Origin of the sequence: Curtobacterium sp. B18 (assembly GCF_000333375.1) — a bacterium.
In the GTDB taxonomy this organism is placed as follows: Bacteria; Actinomycetota; Actinomycetes; order Actinomycetales; family Microbacteriaceae; genus Curtobacterium.
Genome location: NZ_BACZ01000311.1, coordinates 1 through 16,572, shown reverse-complemented (window position 1 = coordinate 16,572; position 16,572 = coordinate 1). Strand labels below are relative to the sequence as shown.

The 16,572-nt window shown below is 64.5% G+C and carries 18 protein-coding genes and 1 tRNA gene; 14 read left to right on the top strand and 5 right to left on the bottom strand.

Features of this window, described 5'->3' with window-relative positions:
* Positions 1–315: 315 nt before the first annotated feature.
* The 5 genes from I5E_RS26695 (at position 316) to I5E_RS23450 (ending at position 4,218) form a co-directional block, all read left to right on the top strand.
* Positions 316–1,257 carry a C40 family peptidase gene (locus I5E_RS26695; RefSeq protein WP_022906595.1) on the top strand — a complete coding sequence of 314 codons (942 nt, stop codon included), beginning with the start codon at positions 316–318 and terminating at the stop codon, positions 1,255–1,257.
* A 383-nt stretch (positions 1,258–1,640) separates the two neighbouring features.
* A complete protein-coding gene (locus I5E_RS08470; RefSeq protein ID WP_022906594.1) occupies positions 1,641–2,135 on the top strand; it encodes an HNH endonuclease in 495 nt (164 codons plus the stop codon).
* A gap of 188 nt (positions 2,136–2,323) precedes the next feature.
* Positions 2,324–3,427, top strand: a complete 1,104-nt coding sequence (locus tag I5E_RS08465; protein WP_022906593.1) for an epoxide hydrolase family protein — start codon at positions 2,324–2,326, stop codon at positions 3,425–3,427.
* Positions 3,428–3,440: 13 nt separating this feature from the next.
* A tRNA-Arg gene (locus tag I5E_RS08460) sits at positions 3,441–3,515 on the top strand.
* Positions 3,516–3,570: 55 nt separating this feature from the next.
* Positions 3,571–4,218, top strand: a complete 648-nt coding sequence (locus I5E_RS23450; RefSeq protein ID WP_148286906.1) for a hypothetical protein — start codon at positions 3,571–3,573, stop codon at positions 4,216–4,218.
* A 160-nt stretch (positions 4,219–4,378) separates the two neighbouring features.
* On the opposite strand, the gene I5E_RS08450 is transcribed toward I5E_RS23450, so the two are convergent.
* The gene (locus I5E_RS08450; RefSeq protein ID WP_022906592.1) at positions 4,379–6,952 is read right to left on the bottom strand and encodes a DEAD/DEAH box helicase; all 2,574 of its coding nucleotides are present in this window, start codon (positions 6,950–6,952) and stop codon (positions 4,379–4,381) included.
* A 95-nt stretch (positions 6,953–7,047) separates the two neighbouring features.
* The gene (locus I5E_RS08445) at positions 7,048–7,533 is read right to left on the bottom strand and encodes a GNAT family N-acetyltransferase (RefSeq protein WP_022906591.1); all 486 of its coding nucleotides are present in this window, start codon (positions 7,531–7,533) and stop codon (positions 7,048–7,050) included.
* Between the two features lie 364 nt (positions 7,534–7,897).
* On the opposite strand from I5E_RS08445, the gene I5E_RS08440 reads away from it, so the two are divergent.
* The 3 genes from I5E_RS08440 to I5E_RS24380 are packed head-to-tail and all read left to right on the top strand — an operon-like array spanning position 7,898 to position 9,894.
* A complete protein-coding gene (locus tag I5E_RS08440; RefSeq protein ID WP_031261933.1) occupies positions 7,898–8,785 on the top strand; it encodes a nucleotidyltransferase domain-containing protein in 888 nt (295 codons plus the stop codon).
* A 23-nt stretch (positions 8,786–8,808) separates the two neighbouring features.
* Positions 8,809–9,414: a hypothetical protein gene (locus I5E_RS24385; RefSeq protein WP_148286905.1), complete on the top strand. Its 606-nt coding sequence runs from the start codon at positions 8,809–8,811 to the stop codon at positions 9,412–9,414.
* A gap of 39 nt (positions 9,415–9,453) precedes the next feature.
* Positions 9,454–9,894 carry a hypothetical protein gene (locus tag I5E_RS24380; protein WP_148286904.1) on the top strand — a complete coding sequence of 147 codons (441 nt, stop codon included), beginning with the start codon at positions 9,454–9,456 and terminating at the stop codon, positions 9,892–9,894.
* A 536-nt stretch (positions 9,895–10,430) separates the two neighbouring features.
* Here the strand turns inward: I5E_RS24380 and I5E_RS08430 are convergent.
* Positions 10,431–10,661 carry a hypothetical protein gene (locus I5E_RS08430; protein WP_022906589.1) on the bottom strand — a complete coding sequence of 77 codons (231 nt, stop codon included), beginning with the start codon at positions 10,659–10,661 and terminating at the stop codon, positions 10,431–10,433.
* A gap of 276 nt (positions 10,662–10,937) precedes the next feature.
* Positions 10,938–11,243 carry a lactococcin 972 family bacteriocin gene (locus tag I5E_RS08425; RefSeq protein WP_261974878.1) on the bottom strand — a complete coding sequence of 102 codons (306 nt, stop codon included), beginning with the start codon at positions 11,241–11,243 and terminating at the stop codon, positions 10,938–10,940.
* A gap of 290 nt (positions 11,244–11,533) precedes the next feature.
* Between I5E_RS08425 and I5E_RS08420 the strand changes: the two genes are divergently transcribed.
* The 5 genes from I5E_RS08420 (at position 11,534) to I5E_RS25360 (ending at position 15,042) form a co-directional block, all read left to right on the top strand.
* Positions 11,534–12,013 (top strand): hypothetical protein, encoded by a 480-nt coding sequence (locus I5E_RS08420; protein ID WP_031261929.1) that lies wholly within the window; start codon positions 11,534–11,536, stop codon positions 12,011–12,013.
* A gap of 160 nt (positions 12,014–12,173) precedes the next feature.
* A complete protein-coding gene (locus tag I5E_RS24375; RefSeq protein WP_148286903.1) occupies positions 12,174–13,142 on the top strand; it encodes a peptidoglycan-binding domain-containing protein in 969 nt (322 codons plus the stop codon).
* Positions 13,136–13,759, top strand: a complete 624-nt coding sequence (locus tag I5E_RS23445) for an ATP-binding cassette domain-containing protein (protein ID WP_083857911.1) — start codon at positions 13,136–13,138, stop codon at positions 13,757–13,759. Before I5E_RS24375 ends, I5E_RS23445 begins: the two co-directional genes overlap by 7 nt.
* A complete protein-coding gene (locus I5E_RS24370; protein ID WP_148286902.1) occupies positions 13,749–14,813 on the top strand; it encodes a hypothetical protein in 1,065 nt (354 codons plus the stop codon). The genes I5E_RS23445 and I5E_RS24370 overlap by 11 nt, the downstream gene beginning before the upstream one ends.
* Before the next feature lie 73 nt (positions 14,814–14,886).
* Positions 14,887–15,042 (top strand): hypothetical protein, encoded by a 156-nt coding sequence (locus I5E_RS25360; protein WP_187290483.1) that lies wholly within the window; start codon positions 14,887–14,889, stop codon positions 15,040–15,042.
* 504 nt (positions 15,043–15,546) lie between these two features.
* Here the strand turns inward: I5E_RS25360 and I5E_RS08415 are convergent.
* Positions 15,547–16,002, bottom strand: coding sequence for a hypothetical protein (locus I5E_RS08415; RefSeq protein ID WP_222836456.1), 456 nt, complete (start codon positions 16,000–16,002; stop codon positions 15,547–15,549).
* A 66-nt stretch (positions 16,003–16,068) separates the two neighbouring features.
* Here I5E_RS08415 and I5E_RS08410 point away from each other — a divergent pair.
* A partial coding sequence (locus I5E_RS08410; RefSeq protein WP_022906585.1) for an argininosuccinate synthase domain-containing protein occupies positions 16,069–16,572 on the top strand: 504 nt, incomplete at its 3' end.

Sequence of the window (16,572 nt, the reverse complement as noted above, 5' to 3'; positions counted from 1 at the left end):
GCCACAATAAGCAATGGTTACAAATGGGAGATTCTTAGAAGAGGGAAATGAAAGCCCAATGCTTGTCAAAGACCTTGTCAGGGCTGATCAGGGCTTCTTTACCGTTCTGTTACAAACGGGCGTTTTCATCTCGACAAGGTAACGGTCGCCACGTACACTCGTCCGAGTCCGCCGGCCACCCACGAGGCCCAGGACCCGTGACAGGACGTCTCGAACCCGTCTCCTGTCTCGATCGGAAACGATGACGAACGGATGGGGTTGCACGGCCGGCGATCACCCCCGCTGGCAGTGGTGACGAGACGCCGGAGACACCCCTTGACGCAGACCGGTTCCGCCGCGGACGACCAGACGCCCGCGAACCCGACGAACACCGTGATCGCCACCGACGCCCCCGTCTCACGCCGCGCAGCGCGCACCGTGACCCCGGTTCGCGACGCCCCGCTCCCCGGCGGTCGCCGCGCAGCCCAGGCAGCCCGTGCCGCCGCGACGACCAAGGCGAGCTCGTCGGCCCGCAAGCGCCGGTTCCTCGCGCCGGTCGTCCTGACGGTCGCCGTCGGCATGTTCGGCACCGTCGCGGTCGCCCCCGCGTTCGCCGCGACGTCGCAGTCGACCGGCACCGACGCCGACGCCGCCGCCGCGCAGCGCCAGGTCCGCACCACCCAGGCCCAGAACTTCTCCGTCTCCGACGCGGTCGCCCTCGCCGGCACGAGCCGCGACGGCTACGGCGCGACCTCCCAGTCGACGCTCGACGCCGAGGCCGCGAAGAAGGCCGCCGACGCCGCCGCGAAGCAGGCCGCCGAGCAGGCTGCGGCCACCCAGGCGGCCCGCGCCCAGACCGCGTCGCAGTACGCCTCGTACACGGGCCCCAGCGCTTCCGACTACGTCGCCTCGTCGACCGCCGCGAACACCCCGTTCTCGCTGCCGGCCGTGGTCGCCACCGCCAAGCAGTACATCGGCACTCCGTACGTCTTCGGCGGGGCCGACCCGTCGGGCTTCGACTGCTCGGGCTACGTCATGTTCGTGTACGCGCAGTACGGCATCAACCTCGCGCACTCCGTGCCGCTGCAGGACCAGGCCGGCACCACGATCCCCGAGTCCGAGGCGCAGCCCGGTGACGTCGTCATCTTCAACAACGAGGCGCACGACGGCTTCTACATGGGCAACGGCATGATCATGGACGCCCCGAAGCCCGGCGGCTCCGTCTCGATCCGTCCGATCTGGACCAGCGACTACCACATCGTCCGCTTCGGCATCTGACGACGGGGTGCCCACGGGGCACCTCGGCCGCGACGACCGAGCGTCGATCCCGTGAACATCGCCGGAACCGGCCCGTGCACCCTCGTGCCGGGCCGGTTTCTGACGTACCCTGACCCTGCACCGGCCCGAACGGTCCGAGCAGGGAGACCCCATGTCAGCGTTCCGCACGACCCGCACCATGGGTCGGCGCGCGCACGTCGACATATGGTCGACCACCGCCTGCGTGCACGAGCACGCCCCTGCATGACGAGAGCACTGCCCATCCGGGTGGTGCTCTTCGTGGTTCAGGGGCCGTTCGCGCGAGCGGAGGTCACCTGCGCGGTACCCCGGTCCGACGCACCCGCACAGCCTGGAAGCCGTCCAGGCACGTCGGAAGGGAACCCATGCGCACTCTCGTCCTCAACGCCGGTTACGAGCCCCTCGCGGTGATCTCGTTCCGTCGGGCCCTCGTGCTGGTCATGAACCAGAAGGCCGCCATCGTCGCCGCCGACCTCGACCACCCGGTCACGGGATCGACGTCCACCTACGACCGTCCGTCCGTCATCATCCTCACCCGGTACGTCCGCATCCCGCACTCGAGGCTCGTGCCGGTGTCCCGCCGGGGCGTCCTGCGCCGGGACGCGAACCGGTGCGCGTACTGCGACCGGCACGCCACGACGATCGACCACGTGCAGCCCCGCTCCCGCGGTGGCGAGGACTCGTGGGAGAACCTCGTCGCCTGCTGCCTGGCGTGCAACAACACCAAGGGCGACCGCACCCCGCAGGAGATGGGGTGGCGGCTCCGCTTCCGCCCGAAGGCGCCGCACGGGGCGTCGTGGGTGGTGCGGGGCATCGAGCGTCCGCAGTCGGAGTGGGACGAGTACCTCGTGGCCGCGTAGCGGCTGATGCCGCGGCTGACGCCGTGGCGGACGGGAGGCGCGGGTCGGCACCGGCCCGCGCCTCCCGTCCGCCGGGATCCGCGTCGGACTGTCGGGACCCGCGTCGGACGGTCGGGCGCTGCCTGCGCGCGCGATGCGTCCGCCGGGACCCGCGTCGGAGTGTCGGGTGCGCGGCGTAGCGTGCCGCCATGGCCGAGACCCCGTGGATCGACGACGACACCATCGCGGACCTCCGTGCGCGGCTCCGGGCCACCCGGTGGCCCGACGCCCCGGTCGGCACGGGCTGGTCGCTCGGGATCGACGTCGACGAGCTGCGGGCGCTCGTCGCGTACTGGGCGGACGGCTTCGACTTCGCGGCGCACCGAGCGACGCTCGCCGCCCTGCCGTCGCGTCGGACGGTCGTCGACGGCATCGGCATCCACGTGCTGCACGTGCGCGCGGCGACACCGGGAGCCCTCCCGCTGCTGCTGGCGCACGGCTGGCCGGACTCCGGGTGGCGGTTCCGCAAGGTGGTCCCGATGCTCGTCGACGCCGGGTTCGACGTCGTCGTGCCGGACATGCCCGGGTACGGCTTCTCGGACGCCCCGCCCCGCGTGCTCGACGCCCGCGAGGTCGCGGGCCTGTGGGCCACGCTCATGACCGACCTCGGGTACGAGCGGTTCGCGGTGTCCGGCGGGGACATCGGCTCGCACGTCGCACGGTACCTGGCGCTCGACCAGCCCGACCGCGTCGTCGCCGTGCACCGGATCGACGGCGGGCTCGCGTGGCCCGGCCTCGACGCATCCACGCTCTCCGCCGCCGAGCAGGAGTTCGTCGCCGCGACCGACCGCTGGCGCACCGCCGAGGGCGCCTACGCGATGCTGCACCGCACCAAGCCGCAGACCGCCGCGGTCGGGCTGACGGACTCACCGGCGGGGCTCGCGGCCTGGATCGTGGAGAAGCTCCGGTCGTGGAGCGACTGCGGCGGCGACCTCTGGTCGGTGTACACGCGGGACGAGGTGCTCGCGCTCGTCACCGAGTACTGGGCGACGGCCACGATCGGGTCCTCGATGCGGATGTACCACGCCAACGCGGCGATCCCGGCGTCGCAGCTGGCTCGTCGGGTCGAGGTGCCGTCCGGGTTCTCGATCTTCCCCGGCGACATCGTTCGGGTGCCCGTGGAGTGGCTCGAGCGGACGACGAACCTCGTGTACCACCACGAGCTCGACCGGGGCGGGCACTTCGCGCCGTTCGAGCAGCCGGTGCTCTTCGTCGACGAGGTGCGGGCCTTCCTGGAGCCGTTCCGCCGCTAGAGTGGTGGGGCCAGCCTCTGTAGCTCAATGGAAGAGCAGTTCCGTCCTAAGGAAACGGTTGGGGGTTCGAGTCCCTCCAGGGGCACCAATACGACCTGTCCCGAACCCTCGACCCAATCCATAGTGGTCGAGGGTTCTTCTGTTTGCCCCGATTCGTCAGCAGATCCGGGGGTGACAGAGGTGGCGAGCTGACGCGACCGTTCGACGATGATTTCGAACGGCTGCGCCATGTCGCAGCGCAGCTGTCCCTCCCGGTCGACGTAGATGTGGGAGAAGAACGCCTGATTGAAGCTGCGGCGCAGGTGGTCCGGCGCGCGCAGGTAGGCCTCGTAGCAGTTGCCGGCGAGCGCGAGCGCGTCGTCGAGATTGCCGAGGACCTGCGCCTCGTCCTCGGCGAGACCGTCGAGCCGTTCCGCGATTCCGGCGAGCTTCGCCGTGATCGCCTTCTGTTCGTCCGCGTAAAGGTCGGCCGGAATGACGCCGCCGAGATGGCCGTCGAGCAGCTTCTTCGCGCGGTCCTTCAGGCGGGCCTGCTCGAGCGTCAGGTCGGCTGCCAGCCGGACGGACTCCTGCAGGTCCGCGCCGATCTCCGTTCGCATAGCTGCGCCGAGTCTCGCGCGGAGTTCGGGTGCGAGGGCGATGCTCGCGTAGAGCCGTACGACGAGCTTCTCGACAAGCGCGATCGAGACGGCAGGGGCGTCGCAGTCGTTTCTTTTCGCGGCCCGTCCGGCGCAGATGAAGTATTCGTAGAGCGTGCCGTGGCGGTTGACGGTCCGACCAGGCGAGTGTAGCCAGCGCCATCGTGATATTGATCTGCCGGAGTTGTGCCTGTTCGACAGTGAGCTCCGGAGTGCCGCACACCGACGCTCACTGGCAGCTTCCCTGTTCGCGCGAAAGCACCGCTAATCCTCCCGAGGGTCACGGTCGCCCCGAGGACGAGGCTGAGCGGCGTCAGTCGCCCGGCCGGATCCGATTCTGGGTGAGCCGGTCGACCACCTGACTCGGCAGGCACCCGTTGTCACCGAGGACTGAACGCAGGTGCTTCCTCTGATCGGTCTCGGACATCTGTCCGGTCGCTGCGGTCAGGAGATTCGCCCAGACGGCGGTCACATCGCCGACCATCCCCAGTACTACGTCGGGCGAGGTCAGGTACACGTAAGGTTGGGCGATCGAGGCGTGCTGGGGGTCGACCGCAAGCCGCTCCGACAAGAGCACGACCACGCTGCCCGCGGGGGCATGGTCGGCGCCGCGGTCATGGGCAAGCTGGTCGAGCTGCGTGTTGGCCTGACGGATGTCCTTGGCGGGGAGCAGCCCATCTTCGCGTTCCTCGGACTTCGCTTCGACGGTGAGCCACAGCGCGGTGCCCCATTCCCACGCGGAGTCGCAACGCGCCTGCCCCTTCGGCTTCGACGCCGCGGCGCCCAGATACTTGCCGAGAATTGTCAGCCCCCGTTCGTACCTTGCAGCCTCGTTCTGCGCCAGAGCGGCTTGCATCTCCGCGAGTTCGGCCGTGATGACGCTCGGACGGAGGCGGCCTCGGAGGCGCGTGATGATCTCGTTTACGGCGACTACGTCCATCGGGGCCACCTCGATCTCGTCGGCGGCGTACAGCGGCAGCATCTCACGCAACCAGGTTCCGCGGTTCGCGGCCAGGGCCGCCTCGCGGACCAGTTCACGTGCCCGCGCCCGCTCCGTCTCGTCCTTGGCTCCCAGGTGCAACCAGACGCCTGCGATGTAGAGCAAAAGTCCGCGGTAGCCGCGGGTTGCTTCAGGCCCGACGTGGACCACCGCCTCGCGGAGCTTTCCGCTCGCACCGGTCCAGTCGCCGCTATAAGCGAGGTTCCATGCCTCGACTTCAAGCGGCGCCGCCTTCCCGAGCGGCTCCGTCGCCGGCGGCTCCACCTTGACGGCGTCCTCTCGAAATTCCGAGACTAGCTCTTCGCCGTTCTCCCGCCATTCCTTGTCGTGAGCGAGGAAGGTAGCGACGTTCTCGACGACGTCGTCCGGATTCGCACCGCGGCTATTGGCCCAGCCGAACTGCACCTCCGCTTGAATTTCGGGCTCAAGTGCCGAAATGTTGTCCTGCCGACTGAAGTACTTCGTGATGTCAGCGCCGCGGACGATCACAACCGCGTAGTCATTCGGACCCCGGGTGCTTCGACCGGCGCCCTGGACGATCCGGGATCGGATTCGCTCTGACAGCGCGGCGTTCGCTTCGGCGCGTTCGCTGAGGAATTTCTCTTGCAGGCCGACGGCGTCGGGCTTGCCGTCGAGGACGACGATTCTGCAGGCATGGTCCGGAAGGTCCATGCCGTCGTAGCGGTTGGCAAGTCCGAGCACCCCGGTCTTCGCAATCGCGAACGCTTCGAGGCCTTCCTCCTCCAGCTCGTCTCGGCCGAAGACGGGGACGTCCTTGCCCGCGAGCGACTCCGCGGTTGCTCGGGCGCGTGCGACGGTGTCCTGGCTGAGGACCAGCGCCTTGTCGGTCAGGCCCACGAGGCGCCTGGTGAGGGCCATCCCATCGCCGCCGGCAACCAGGTCGGGAAACACGAACAGGCGCCGTCCGGATCTCGGGGGCGTCTTGCCGGGCAGCGGCATCCGTGTGATTTCTCGCCGGCCGAAAGCGCGCTCGAGCTCTCCGCCTGCACCGAGAGTCGCGGACAGGTAGATGCGCTGTCGCGCCTGCGTGAACACCCTGTTTTCGAACGTGGGCGGAATCATCGGGCGTATCTGGATTCCACCGTAGGAAAGGTAAACCAGACATGAGGCCAGCCCCGCGCGCACCATCGCCAGTTCGAACTTGTACGGTTTCGGCAGCTTGACCAGGGTCGCGTCCAGCGCGGCGAGCGCGTGCGGATCTGCCGCCGGGAGGATCAGCCTCACCTGGTGATGCGCGCCGGGATCGGGAACGCCTTCGAGTCTCTGGAGCAATAGGCCGGACAGGAAGGGCTTAAGGGCTGCTAGCACAGACAGATAGGCGTCCTCGTCGTCTGACCGCCGGATGTCAACGCCGTACTCGTGCCCGACGAACTGCTCGCCGGCGTGAGCGTCATCAAAGATGACGAGGCGGGGGACAGGCACGTGTGGATTGCTGTTGAAGATCGCGTTGTACGTCACGACGCCGATCGCCTCTCCGCTCTCGACGGCGGTCGCATCAGCGAGGTCCCAGCCCGTGTGACTGCCGATCAGTAGCGCGACGGGCACGCCCTCGCGCTTCGCCGCGGCGGCCACTTGCTTTGCGAGCTGCTTCGTGGGCGTCGCGTAGAGAACGGGGCCTTCGCCTTTGCGTCGAACCCACTCTCCGATGAGCAGGCCCGGGACCGTCTTGCCAGTGCCTGTTGGGAGCTCCAGGGCAAGATCGGCCGTCGCCTGATGCTTCTCGGCATACGCGCGGATGACGTCGCCCTGGTGTAGCCAGAGGGAGGGAACGGCCTCGCCGGTTCGAGGGAGTCCTCCGCGGAGGTACATCTCCTCGGGTGTCTCGAAGTGCTGAGCAGCCTTCTTTGCCTTGCCAACGAACGCCATCGTGAACTCCTCCGGGGCAGGCCGCGCTCCAAGGCGCAGACTCAGTGCGAGAGACATATTCTCATGTTTCGCGCCCTCGCGCGGACCAAGGATGCTTAGCGCCGTAGCTGCGCGATCCTCCCGACGACCTCGGTGGCGAGCGCGCCGATCATGTGATCGTCACTAATCGCGAAACCAGACGCCGTGAAGAACTCCTCGCGCTCCGCATACTCAGAGGACAGGTCGACAACTCCCGCGACGTACTCGCAACGGCGCGCGAGCGCCTCGTCGGCAAACGCCTTCAGAAGGTCCAACCCGACGCCACGCCGCCGCGCGGCAGGGGCGACATAGATGCGAGTCAGGAACGCGTGCGGACCTGGAGGCAGATCGAGGGAACCGAACGATGGGTCGCCCTGGAAGTCGGACCCGAATGTGCCCGTGACGACGCCCTCTATGGCGCCGGCGTTCCAAGCGGCCAGATCGAGGTGGGGAGGCTTCGCGTTCCGATACCAGTCGGAAATTCCGGACGGCAGGTCGACGGCTGCCGCCAGCATCGAGACGAGGCCGGGGCGATCGGCCGGTTGGATGGCTCGCACGGTCACGTGACCAGGAGAACACGTCGACATGCGACGTCGCTACCCGTACATCGCGCCGTCAACATGCAACTCCATCGTTCGGGTTCGATCAAAGCTGCGGCAGCCCGGACTCTCTAGGGGATATTTCACGAGGAGGTCCCGGCTGAATTGCTGAGGCGTCGAGGCGCGAACCGTCCCTCGCGAACAGGGCCCGCAAGCACGGAAAAAGTGTGCCGCTAGGGCGCATGCGTCTGTAGAGTCAGTCGGGATATTCTTGCCGAACCGCCACCGCTGGATGAGGTACCGGGGGTATGTAAAGAACACGTCATGAACTTCGCAAGTCCGGGTGCATAATGAAGGCAAGGTGAGATCGACTCATGGGGAGGGTCTAATGGTTTCAGAAGAACAGCTCGGGCGATGGACCGGACCGTCAAGTCCGACGGAAAAAGAGAAGCAGGACCGGACTGAGCGCATGATTCGCGAGGCGATCGATGCCCACGATGCATTCTCGGGTGTGTCGCTTGCGATCTACGCCAAGGGTTCGTACGCAAACAACACTAACGTCAAAGCCGATAGTGACGTGGATATTGCCGTAGAATGCCAGGAGGTTGTGTATTACCGGGACCGTGATCCCAATGCGGACCACTCCGGAGTCCCCTATACGGGTATTTGGACACCGCAGTACCTTCGTTCTGAGATTGAGTCGGCGCTTAGGGCAAAGTTCCCCGGTTCGGTAGACGCGACAGGTTCCACTGCACTGCGAGTCAACTCCAACACGGCACGCGTCGACGCGGACGTTGTTCCTTGTTTCCGCTACGTCGAATACTTTGCGAATGGTCGCACTCGAGAAGGCGCACGTGTTTTCAAGAACGACCACACTTTCACCGAGAATTATTCCAAGCTGCAGTTGTTGCATGGGACGCAAAAGAACACACGGACAAACCACTACTACAAAAAGACGGTCCGTATTCTAAAACGGCTCGAGAACGTGCTCGTCACGGCCGGCTTAGCCGAGGAAATGCCCTCCTATCTGATGGAATGCCTCATCTACAACTGCCCTGACGAGTACTTCCTCAGATCGACTTGGCGCTCGGTGATGCAGGGCTGCCTAGCGGACATCTATAATTACACTATGACGGCCGAGCCCTCCGAGGAATCCGACCGATGGATGGAGGTGAACGACGTCAAATTCCTTTTCCACTCGTCCCAAAAGTGGACTCGTGAAGACGTGCATGCGTTCGCTTCGGCTGCGTGGGAGTACATGGAGTTCGACGCGTGATGTCCGGCGTGTTTGTTAGAGCCGTGACAATCATCGTCTCGCTGGTATTCGTCATCGCGACATGGGCGATCGCGGGTACGCCGGACACCGCATTCTTGCGTTTCTTTTCCGCCGCGGTGTTCATTGCTACGGCATGTGTGAATATCTGGGACCGATTCGTCTGGAGGTTTGGGTGGCTTCAGAAGCTATCCGCGGTTCCTCGGGATGTCAGCGGAACTTGGGAAACGCAACTCAAGTCCCAGTGGGTTGATCCTGTAACCGGACACGGAATCCCCGAGAAGGTTGTTTATCTCGTCATTCGCCAGACGAGTACCTCTGCGAGCGTCACGTTGTTCTCTGACGAGTCGCGGTCGCGGTCATCCCTCGCTCGAGTCGTCAAAGAAGGTGATGCATGGGTTTTGCACTACGTGTACACGAACGAGCCGGGTCAGGACGTGCGTCACCGCAGTCAGATTCATCACGGTTCCGGTGTGCTTGAGCTTGCGGGCAATCCGGTCCAGCGCGTCGCGGGAAGCTACTGGACGGACAGAAACTCGAAGGGTTCATTGAGGCTGACCCGGCGTTCAAAGAAACTAGCGGACGATTATCAAGGGGCTCGCGAACTCTTCGATGAGGACTCTGTTTCTTGACGGCGAGTTCGGTCGACTCGTCAGGTTGTCAGAAGATCAGTGCTGGCGAAGCTCCCCAACCTTCACCCCGCTTATGTCGGGGTGGTGGGAGGGGTCAACTGGCCGAGCATCAAATTCCTGTTGTCGCGGGACCTTGTCGCCGCGGCGGGACCGGACGTCGAATCGGCTGGGGCCGGTGTGCAGATCTTCCCGGTGGTCCGTCTAGAGATCGACATCCAAAAGTTGGCGCGCAGATTCCTCGAGTTCAGCCGGCGCGACTGTGACAGACGCGAGGCCGACGAGGCCGCCTGGTCTGAATCCATTCCCGTCAGCGCCGCCTTCACCGTCTTCGGATCCCGTCCGATCTTCCGTCCGATCGCGTTGAAAGTCATGCCAGTGTCGGCGAGTCCTGAATCCGGAAGATCTCCGAGCGGGCGAGCGGCTGTGGCCCTAGCTCCAGCCCTCGGCTTCGCAGATGCTTCGCGACGATGTTCCCGCTGACGCCCCATTTGCCGGCCAGCTGCCGAACGGTCACTGCGCCCGCCGGGCCTGAACTCCTTCGAGCTGTTCAGCGTGCCGGGCCAGCTCGTGTACCTGCGCCAATGAGCCTTCCAGGACGTCCTGCTGGTCCCGACTGCATCGGCTCCGGATCAGGGCCCGGTGGTGAGCTGCGGCTTCGCGTGCGTCCTGAACCGGTTCGACACCCTGGTGGCCGCACACCGTGCCCACGACGCGGGCATGGTGAGTGATCCGCGGGACACGCCTTGGGGTACCCGCGATGTCGGGATAATCACGCCGGAGAAGGTATGAGTCGTCTCACCGCCGCGAAGCCCTTCGATACGGCCAGTCAGACCGCCAAGGACCTCGAAGCCATCGGCAGGAACGCACCGGACGCCGATGGCGAGAAAAACGGAGCGAGTGCTTGATGACAGCGACGCCGTGGACTTGACGGTTGGTCGGCCGCGGCGTCGCTCGGGGTGACGGTTCGGACTTTGCATCACTGAGATGAGATCGCTCTTGCGCGGCCGTCGTCATGGTCAGCTGCCGGGTACCGCCTCTTTGGCGCAGGGGACCTCGAGCGATTGCGGTGCATCGTCATCTACCGCGAGCTGGGGCTCGACCTGCAAGGCATCCGGTGCGTCCTCGACGAACCGAACGTGGCTGTTCTCGCTGTGTTGCGCGACCGGCAGAACCAGCTTGCGGTGCGAGTCGAGCATCTCAGCTCGCTCGACGATGACCTGGCCAAGATGGTCGACGCGCACGAACATGGGCTGCTTATGACCGCTGAGGAGCAGATCGCGACGTTCGGGCCTGGATCGAATCCGCAGTGGCCAGCCACGGCGCGGCAACTCTACGGCGATACGCCGGAGTGGAGGCACTACGCCGAACGCTCCGTGCTAGGTCGCCCACAGACCACCCGCGACTTGGCCAACTCCGCTAGCGCGTGCGACCGGTGGGCATGCACTCGCTCTTGCAAGTCGCGTTCAGGGTTCTCACGACGCAGAAAAGCAGCCGCGGAAACCCCGCGGCTGCTTTTCCGGTTACTAGAGTACGTTCCAGTAAGCGTGCCCCGTCGCGGCGGTCGAATTCATGCTGACCTTCGCCCACTTGCCGTCCTCCACGGCCTTCTTGTTGCACGTCACCAACACGCCGCCGGCCGGCCCGTTGCAAATCGTCGCCGTGTGGAACTTGGTCTTGTGGTAGTAGTGGGAATAGTCCTTTCCGCTGTCCTGGCCCCAGTTCCAGAGGCCTCCCCCTACCTTTTCGCTGTGCTGTGCGGCCTGAGCCGTCGCCGGAACGGCAAGCATCGCTCCCGCCACGAGCGCGGTGGCAACGGCCATGAACTTCATCTTGATCACAAGATGCCCCTTCTCGATGCATGGGACGGCACCCCTTGCCGTACACTCCATGTCTGACGTCAACGTACCTGTGCAATCGTCAAGAGTCAATGCTGGCGCGGCATTATCAGAAGGTCCAGCGGATGTCAAACGACTGTTGGGGCGGTGCGGGAAGAAATGGGGATAGCGTGTTCAAACGAAAGACTGCGCTCGTAGCGGCAGCGTGCACAATCGTTTTGCTTTCGGGGTGTTCAGGGGGAAGCGGCGGCGACGCCGAGACGTCCGCGGCATCACCTGGGGGTGTGCACAAGGAATTCCAGGGACCATGGGCGATAGCTTTTTCGGATGCGTATCGCACTGCAAGCGACAGCGAGGTCCGTGAGGCTTTGGCCGACGGGCAAGTCACTGACGCGGAGTACAACTACTTCGTCAATCGAATCTCGAATTGCATGACCGACCTGGGCCTGACCAACGTCAAGTTGAAGGACGGTGAATGGGGATATACGCGGCCCGTGAAGACCGACGAGGCCGCCGTCGACAAGTGTCTGCAGGATGGAGGCGCAAGGGTGCTACTCATTCGGGATGCGATTGCGCGAAATCCGGAGCACCTGGACGAGGACGAGATCATGGCGAAGTGCCTCGTGCGCCAAGGTATCGTCCCGAAGTCCTACACCGCGAAACAGTATTCGCGCGAATCTGAGTCTGAGAACTTCTCCTTCGATTTCGATTCCCCGGAGTTCGACAAGTGCAATGACGACCCGCTCGGCCTTTCGGATGAGTAGGAAAGTATCGCGCGAGCCGTTCCGAGCTAGATCAGCGCTGTCGCTGGGTATTATTCTGGCGCTAGTGGCAGGATGCGTCGGCGTCAGCGTGGGTCTGGCACTCGCTCCGGGACGCACCCCGGAAGCCCTCCGGCCCGCTTCCGACGCGCGGAACGTACCAGTGTCAACCACCACAACGACGGATTCCAAGCCCGTCAAAGTACGGGTACGGATGGGATCCGAGAGGCTCTTGAGCTCGGGCGCTGAGGGCGTGCTCACGGCATCCGAATGCAGAGATGGACAGGCGATCGCGTCTGGGGCCTCTTCTTTTTCGGTGGACGGAGACCGTCTGGTAAATATCGCCACGTCCTCCCCGCTGTGGCGCGACATCGAATACGGCGCGAAGGGGGAGGACGTTCGGGCGCTTCAAGCGGAACTGACGAGGTTGGGCTTCCCGGTCTATGTCGACGGAGTTGCGGGCCGGAATACGGCTCGTGCTGTGGAGCGTCTTTCGCTCGCTTTGAACCTGAACCTCACGTCGAATTGGAAAACTGAGGCGCCGGGGGAAGTACTGCTCCCCCTGTCCCGGTACGTGTGGCTCCCGGCGGAACGAGTGAACGTGTCGGACTGCAAAGCGGAGGTGGGAGAGCCGGTCACGAGCGGAGGACCTCTTGCAACGGCGAGCGCGCAGGTCGAGACCGCGACCGTCGAAGGCATGAAGGATCTGAAGATCCCTGGAAGCCGCGTGCTCACTCTGCCGGACGGCTCCACGCTGGCCGTCGGTGACGACGGTACCGTGGCCGAACCGGACAAACTCGCCGAGGCTTCTGGAGTGGAAGCCGAGGGAACCGAGGGGAGTTCGGCCGGATCCGATGGAGGCGCGGCGTCTGATGATTCCTCTGCGGCAGATTCCGACGGGTCCAGGACCGTCACGTTGCCCTTGGGGCTCAAGACTCCTGCGAGCCTCTCGGTGGTACCAGCCGGCTCGATAGTGTTCCACGGCGGAACTAGCTGCGTGCGCTCGACGGGGAACGTCGTGCGAGTGCAGGTCGTCGGATCGAAACTTGGAGCCTCCGTGGTCTTCGTCAGCGAGAAGCCGGGCCTTGGGCCGAATGTAGACGCCAGCCCGGGCCGATCGTTGAAATGCTAGGCCTTAGTCCGCGGCTCGCGCTAGAAGGCGTTGGTCACCGCTATTCGGGTTCCGAATATCTCTTTGAGAACGTGAACCTGACCCTGAGTGCAGGTCTTTCGTATGCGCTCGTGGGGCCGTCGGGCAGCGGTAAGAGTACGCTCCTCAATATCCTTGCCGGGTGGTTGAGTCCTACGAATGGAGCCGTGCATAGGACGGCAGCTATGAGAACGCAGTGGGTATTTCAGAATCCGCACGGTTCTGCGCGCCGAACAGCTCTTGATCACGTATCATATCCATTGCTGCAAAGCGGGCTATCGCGGCCACGGGCGGACGCGCATGCCAGAAAGATAATGCATGACGTGTCGCTCGACCGGGTGCTGAACCGACCCTTTTCTCAACTCTCGGGCGGAGAAGCGCAACGCCTCATGTTAGCGCGGGCCATTGCCGCGCGGCCGAGCCTTTTGCTTGTCGATGAGCCTACGGCTCAGCTCGATGCGGCCACGAAGCGGCAAGTGAATCGGGCGATATCTTCGATCTCGGGCCGGCAGATCATCACCGTGGTGGCGACGCACGACTCTGATACTCGCGATGCGTGCGATCTAGTCGTCGACTTAGGCAGTTTTCATGCGCTTTGAAGGAATGCTCTCCGAGGCATGGAGAAACTCGGCGGCAGGTGTGACGAGGTGGCTTCTTTTCGTCCTGCTCGGTTCGGTGGCCGTGGTTTCCGTCGCGGCGGTAGACGCAGGCCAAGCGCACAGCATCAGCACGGCGCGCGAGTCCTTCGATGCCGCTGGCGGCTCTGTAGTAGTGCTCGCAGCCGAGAGCGGGATCGACGGAGCGGCTTGCGATTCGTTGCGGTCAGTCCCTGGCGTAGTCAGCTCTGGGGCGATCTCCCCAAGCCAGTCCAACCTCGAGCTCAAAGCCCTGCCCGGTCAGCCGGTGCCGGTCTACAGAGTCTCAGGCTCGTTCGGCGACTTCTCGGCGCTACCGGGACTGCACCCATACTCGTCGATTGCGATCGCTCGCGATGTTGCGGAGACGTTGGCACTGTCGCGCGGAGCAGTGATACCGACCTCCCAGGGAAGGATGACAGTGGGGGACGTGTACGCGTGGGCGGATGACGGTCGTCGTGCGGGCCTTGGATACGCGGTTCTAGAACGTGATCCGTCATCAGAACCATTCGATGAGTGTTGGGCGGAGCTCGGCCCCGGAGCAGACGACGATCAAGTCTTGCTCGCGTCTGCGCTCGGTGCAAACACCATCTTGAGCAGTCAGGATGCGGGATTCTCGCAGCTGAACGCGTCACTTGGGCGAAGTGGGCCAGATGAGCATGCCTACGTGGCGCGCCCAACGGCACGGCTGCCGCTTGTCGCTTTCGTTCTTGGTGGCTTGATTGGCTTTGCCCTGCTTTGGCCTCGTCGTCTTGAGACCGCCTCCGCCCGGCATGCGGGCACTCGTGACGGAGAGATTGCTTTGATTCGGTCGGCGGAACTCGCATTTTCTGTATTGCCGCTTACGTGCCTTACACTTGCTTCGGCTCTTGTGATCTCCTCAGTCTCAGAAATCCCGGCGTTAGAGTTCACTTGGAAGCCGCTTATTACTTTTGCATTGGGCGCGTATTCCGCGACCCTCCTCGGGACGCTTATGATTCGTGAACGTTTGATGTTCAAGGTGTTCCGCAGCGCATAGTGAACTGAAGACCTTGCGCAGGTCCCCGGAGGGTTATATGGCTAAATTTACGGACGTGTGAGAGACTGGACTGATGGAGCTTCTTTCGACTCTCGGCGTCGGCGCGATCGTCCTAGCGATTATTTTCGGAGGCGCCGCAGTATGGAAAATGGTGCGCGAACTCCTGGTATCGGGAAGGCGTCGTGATAATGAATCGCCTGACGCTGACGAAAAGCATGCGGATAACTGAACGATTGCAGAGGGTGAGCCCTGTAGATCTCTGCGTAGAGGGAATTAGCTCATTGGGGCTGGTTATCCATGTGGGCCTACGGCTATTCGCTTTCCGGTACCGCCGCCCTTACGGCGGTCATCCCGCGCTTGATCCTTTTGTCAATTGGCTTGAACGTCGGTACCGTAGGTTCGACCTTTCCTCCGACGAGTTGCTACCCACCTATATCGCAGAGGCCTTAAGACGGGAGCCTTCACTTTCCAAACCGCGCCGGTAAGCACTGGACTCGTCTCTTCAACCAGTACGCCGCATACGTAGGAATGGTGGGCGAGAGGAACTGGCCGGCGATCCGATTGCGGCTGTCGCGAGGCCTCATCGCCGCGGCGGGACCGGACGTCGACTTGGCCAACACCCGGGTGCATGTCTCATCGTTCGTGCGTGCCGAGATCGACATACAGAGGCTCGCCGCACGTTGCTCGACCTCGGCCGGCTCGACCGGGGCCGATGCGAAGCCGACGGGGCTGCCTAGTCCGTTTCCGCCAGCGCCGCCTTCACCGTCTTCGGATCCCGTCCGATCTTTCGTCCGATCGCGTTCAAAGACATGCCGGTGCCGGCCAGTCTCTGAATCCGGAAGATCTCCGAGCGGGTCAGCGGTTGCGGCCCGAGCTCCAGCCCACGGTTTCGCAGGTGCTTCGCGACGATGTTCCTGCTGACGCCCCACTTGGCGGCCAGCTGCCGGACGTTCTTGCCGCCGGCTGAGTACTCCGCAGCGAGGCGGTCGATCTCGGCGGGGGAGAGGCGCCGTTGCCGTGCGAGCTCCCTCCGCTCCGGCTCATGACGCACGGGCCCGGACAGCATCTCGGCCAACCGGCCGTCCCGCACCATCTCGGACAAGCGTCTTACCGGGGTCCGAAAGTTTGCGAACGCTTCGCTTCGGCGCACCGAATCATCGTGGGGTTCGAGTCCCTGCAGCGCCTCCAAGGGGCACCAACGCCGGCCAGCGGCGCCAGTCGATGTACCGGCTGGACTCCCCGTACGATTGACGTCGTGTCCAAGGTCCTGAGCAGTCTCCCCGTCGGCGAACGAGTCGGCATCGCGTTCTCCGGAGGTCTCGACACCTCCTGCGCGGTCGCCTGGATGCGCGAGAAGGGAGCGGTGCCCTGCACGTACACGGCCGACATCGGCCAGTACGACGAGCCGGACATCGACGCCGTCCCGGGGCGCGCGCACGAGTACGGTGCCGAGATCGCCCGCCTCGTCGACGCGAAGAGCGCCCTGGTGGAAGAGGGCCTCGTCGCCCTGCAGACCGGCGCGTTCCACATCCGTTCCGGCGGCAAGACCTACTTCAACACGACGCCGCTCGGCCGCGCCGTGACGGGCACGATGCTCGTCCGCGCCATGAAGGAGGACGGCGTCGACATCTGGGGCGACGGATCCACCTACAAGGGCAACGACATCGAGCGGTTCTACCGCTACGGCCTGATGGCGAACCCGCGGCTGCGCGTCTACAAGCCGTGGCTCGACTCCGAGTTCGTCGAGGAGCTCGGCGGC